This is a genomic window from Streptomyces sp. NPDC054840 (assembly GCF_053611065.1).
The window spans coordinates 1-4,149 of the sequence record NZ_JBSGZP010000645.1; the positions used below are offsets into that span (position 1 = coordinate 1).

5 protein-coding genes are annotated in these 4,149 nt (G+C 72.1%); 2 read left to right on the forward strand and 3 right to left on the reverse strand.

Features of this window, described 5'->3' with window-relative positions; all coding sequences use genetic code 11:
- A partial coding sequence (locus ACWGIU_RS31445) for a substrate-binding domain-containing protein (protein ID WP_453711517.1) occupies positions 1–927 on the forward strand: 927 nt, incomplete at its 5' end.
- A gap of 88 nt (positions 928–1,015) precedes the next feature.
- On the opposite strand, the gene ACWGIU_RS31450 is transcribed toward ACWGIU_RS31445, so the two are convergent.
- The 3 genes from ACWGIU_RS31450 to ACWGIU_RS31460 all read right to left on the reverse strand — a co-directional run bounded on the left by ACWGIU_RS31450 (position 1,016) and on the right by ACWGIU_RS31460 (position 3,345).
- Positions 1,016–1,753, reverse strand: a complete 738-nt coding sequence (locus ACWGIU_RS31450; protein WP_453711521.1) for an NPP1 family protein — start codon at positions 1,751–1,753, stop codon at positions 1,016–1,018.
- A gap of 419 nt (positions 1,754–2,172) precedes the next feature.
- Positions 2,173–2,403, reverse strand: a complete 231-nt coding sequence (locus ACWGIU_RS31455; protein WP_453711518.1) for a hypothetical protein — start codon at positions 2,401–2,403, stop codon at positions 2,173–2,175.
- Between the two features lie 306 nt (positions 2,404–2,709).
- Positions 2,710–3,345 (reverse strand): TetR/AcrR family transcriptional regulator, encoded by a 636-nt coding sequence (locus ACWGIU_RS31460; protein WP_453711519.1) that lies wholly within the window; start codon positions 3,343–3,345, stop codon positions 2,710–2,712.
- 64 nt (positions 3,346–3,409) lie between these two features.
- On the opposite strand from ACWGIU_RS31460, the gene ACWGIU_RS31465 reads away from it, so the two are divergent.
- Positions 3,410–4,149: FAD-binding oxidoreductase (locus tag ACWGIU_RS31465; RefSeq protein WP_453711520.1), on the forward strand; the 740-nt coding region annotated here is incomplete at its 3' end.

Genomic DNA, 4,149 nt, shown 5'->3' on the forward strand with positions numbered 1-4,149 from the left:
GTCCCCGGCAGGTCGATCGTTTACGTCGCGCAGACCATGACCAACCCCGGTGTCGCGGGCGTCGCGAAGGGCGTCGAGGAGGCCGCGCAGGCCATCGGCTGGCAGGTCCGGGTCATCGACGGGGACGGCTCCCCGGCCGGTATCCAGGCGGCGCTCAGCCAGGCCATCACCCTGCGGCCCTCGGGCATCGTCATCGGCGGCTTCGATCCCCAGGTGACCTCGCAGCAGATGGCGCGGGCCGAAGCGGCCCGCATCCCGGTGATCGGCTGGCACGCGGTGGGCTCCCCCGGCCCGAGCAGGAGACCCGCGCTGTTCACCAACGTCACCACCAAGGTGGAGGACGTGGCGAGGATCAGCGCGGACTGGATCATCGCCCGGTCCGCAGGCGATGCCGGGGTCGTCCTCTTCACCGACGACTCGATCCCGTTCGCGAAGAACAAGGCCGAGCTCATCCGCAAGGAGCTCGCCACCTGTTCCGGCGTACGGCTCCTGAGCTACGAGAACATCCCCATCCCCGACGCCGCGAGCCGCACCCCGCAGACGGTCTCCTCGCTGCTCTCCCGCTTCCAGGACGACTGGACGTACTCCGCCGCCATCAACGACCTGTACTTCGCGGACGCGGCCCCGGCCCTGCGGGCGGCGGGCAAGCCGGGCTCCGGGCCGCCTTTCAACATCGGCGCGGGTGACGGCGACCCCTCCGCCTTCCAGCGGATCAACAGCGAGCAGTTCCAGGCCGCCACCGTGCCCGAGCCGCTGAACCAGCAGGGCTGGCAGATCGTCGACGAGTTCAACCGCGCCTTCGCCGGGCGGCCGGCCAGCGGCTACGTGGCCCCCGTGCACATCACCACGGCCGGCAACAGCGACGGCGCCACGTCATGGGACCCGTCCGGTTACCGCGAGGCGTACCGCAGGATCTGGGCGGGCTGACGCCACGGCGCCACGGGCACCGGTCCGGCTCGGTGCGGGGCCGGTCCCCGTGGCGTGCCGGTCCCCGTGGCGTGCCGGGCGCCGGGTGCTACTGGTACGGGTCGAAGGGGATGCCGGCCGGTTCGGCCTCCGCCAGGTGGGAGGCGAAGGAGCCGTCCTTCAGGCCGAAGTGCGCGCTGCCGAAATCGGCCTGCGTGAGCTTGTCGCGCACGGTCGCCGGGTAGCCCGACCACCCGACGAGCGTGGGGAACTGCCAGGTGCCGCGGTGGTTCTCGGGCGGCTCGTCGTTGGTGTTCGCCGCGCGGAAGCAGTGCGTGCCGATGCCGTCCTTGTGGTAAACGATCTTGGGGTGGTTGCCGTCCCAGCGGATCCGGTCGCGCGCGTGGATGTCGAAGTCGCCGTGGGCGGAGGTCGCGACGTACTTGGCCTCGGTGCCCTGGATCCACACGACCACGTGCTCCCAGTCGTGGCGGTGGCCGCCGAGCTCGATGCCGGGCAAGGCCTGGTCCTTCTCGAAGTACAGCGCGTACATGACGGCGCACCAGCCGTTGTTGCACTTCCAGCGGGAGTAGCCGTTGGTGTTGGCGAGGTCCGAGGCGTCCCGGCAGTTGCCGTTGAGGGCGCCGGTGGGCCTGAGCCCGCCGTTCAGAACTCCGCTCGAACTTATGGCGGGTGTCGGGTAGCAGCCGTCGGTGTCGTAGTCGTAGGCGGGCTGGTAGGTCAGCTCGATCGCCTCGGCTCTGCCGGGGAGTGCCGGGGGCGGCGCCGCGAAAGCCACCTGGGGAACGGCGACGACCACCGCGAGGGCGGTACCGACGACCACCATCGATCTCCGGATGTAACGGTTCGTCCGCAAAACATGCCTCCTGGCCGACCGGGTGCGAGGGTGGCGGACGCATCGCGACGGAACACCGTCGACCGACACGCCGCGAGCATCATTCGCGAACCGGGGCGACACGGCAAGAGGCCGGGCAGACTCCGTTCTTGCGTACCGGAGGAACTGAACGCCCTTGTGGGCAAGAAAAATTGACGGAATGTCATGGATGCGCCCGGCCGTGTTCTCCGGCCGGTGGGGCCCTCATGGGAATGCGTCCGGGCGGGGGTGCGGAACACCCGACGGCGACCGCCGGCCACCTCCGGCCGGCCCGTTCGGCGCGTTCCTGCACAGCCGGCCGACCCTTCGGGAGCCCCTACGCGGGCGGCGGTCTGCGCGTCAGGGACAGCTCCACGGGTGCTGCGACCCTCCTACCGGCCGCCGTGACGGGCTGGAGGACCGGCGACCGGCCGTACCGGCGCGACCGGCGCAAGGTCGTCGGCGACGGCAGCGTGCTCCCGTTCGGCGACGACCCCGTGGCGCCGGTGGCCGCGCCCGTCGGCGGCTCCGTCCGGTTCATCGTCGACGCCGGACAGAGCGACAGCCCGGTGATGGAACTGTCCGTCACCGAGCTGCGCAGCCGTCGAGGCCGCAGGGCGCATCACCCGAGGGTGTTCATCAGGATGATGGCCAGGAGGTCCAGGAGGATGACGGCGACGACGCCGCCGATCATGAACCAGGCTCTGCGCGATTCGTCCATGCCCGGAGTCACCTCCCGTCCGCGGCGGGCCACCGCGCGGTCCGGGGACCGCGAAGGACTCCGCCTCCGGCCATCATGACCCGATTCCGGGCGGGACGCTCGCGGCAGGTCGGGCGACCCGGCTCCGGTCATGCCGACGACCGCCGAGCCGTCCCGGTCGGCCCGCTCGGTCCCCGTGAAGTCACGGGCCCACTCCGGACCCGACCTGTCAGTGGCCGTCGGGGGTGAGCGTGGCGGCGGCCGCGAAGAGGCGGGCGCAGCGCCGCGTCATGGCCTCCGGAGTCTGTTCCGGGTGCTTGACCCACCAGCGGACGAGGGTGGCGACCAGGTCCCGCCAGACGTACTTGAGCGCGTCGGCGTCCAGCGGGTCCGTGGATCCGGCCGCGCGCAGCAGCTCCGCGGTGCCGCCGGCGGCGAGCCGGTCGATGGCCGACCAGTACTCCGAAGCCCGGCGCGCGGCCTCACCGCCGGGCGGCAGGGTGGTGTCGTAGAGCACGAACCACGCCTCCCGCTGCCCCTCCAGGGCGGTGAAGATGCTGTGGAGGACGCGCAGCGGGGTGTGCGGTGCGGCCTCGCCCTCCCCCATCGCCGCACGGATGGTGTCCAGCAGCCGGTCCCCGACCGGGATGAGACACGCCACGTACAGGTCTTCCTTGGTGCCGACGTACTGGTGCAGCAGCGTCTTGGTGACGCCCACACGTGCGGCGATCGCGGGGAGCGAGGCCGCCGCGTAGCCGTGCGTGCCGAACTCCTCCGTGGCCGCCTCCAGCATGTGCCGGCGGCGGTGCTCCCGCGGGACTCCCTTGGTGCCGGCCTTCGAGGAATGCGGGGAGGGGGTTGCCATGAATCGATATTATCAGTAGGTAATTTACCGCTAGGTAAATTACCTCGACCCCTGGAGCGCCGCCATGGCCGGCACCACCTCGCACCCGACGCAGTCCACCTCGCGTACCCGCTCCTGGTGGGGCTGGGGCTGGACGGACGCGCATCCCGACGACGCGGAATGCACCGCGATCGGCGCCCTGCTCCCCGGCACGCTCAGCCGCCCGCTCCCCGTGCCCCGCGTCCGGGACCTGGCCATCGCCGACCCCGCCGTCGAACCCCCGCAAAGCCTCGCCCACCTGGTCGCCACCGATCCCGCGGACCGCGCCGCGCACTCCATGGGCAAGGCCTACCGCGACGTGGCGCGCGCCCTGCGCGGACGCCCGGGCCGCATCCCCGACCTCGTCGCCCGCCCCACCGACGAGCAGGGCGTGGCCGACCTCCTGGACTGGGCCGGCGAGCGGCAGGTCGCCGTCGTCCCCTACGGCGGGGGCTCCTCGGTCACCGGGGGCGTCGAGTACCGCGGCGATGCCCACCGGGCCGTCATGTCCCTGGACCTGACCGCCATGGGCCGCGTACTGGAGGTCGACACCGAGGGCCGGGCGGCGCGCATCCAGGCCGGCACGCTCGGGCCGAGCCTGGAGGATCAGCTGCGGCCCCACGGCCTCACTCTGCGGCACTTCCCGCAGAGCTTCGAGTTCTCCACGCTGGGCGGCTGGCTCGCCACCCGGGCCGGCGGCCACTACGCCACCGGCCGTACGCACATCGACGACTTCGTCCAGTCGCTGCGCGTCGTGACACCGGCCGGCACCAGCAGCTCCTGGCG

What these genes read in the sequence shown, in the direction of transcription:
- ACWGIU_RS31450 (WP_453711521.1), bottom strand. Translation starts at nt 1,753, where the DNA reads ATGGTGGTCGTCGGTACCGCCCTCGCGGTGGTCGTCGCCGTTCCCCAG.
- ACWGIU_RS31455 (WP_453711518.1), bottom strand. Translation starts at nt 2,403, where the DNA reads ATGCGCCCTGCGGCCTCGACGGCTGCGCAGCTCGGTGACGGACAGTTC.
- ACWGIU_RS31460 (WP_453711519.1), bottom strand. Translation starts at nt 3,345, where the DNA reads ATGGCAACCCCCTCCCCGCATTCCTCGAAGGCCGGCACCAAGGGAGTC.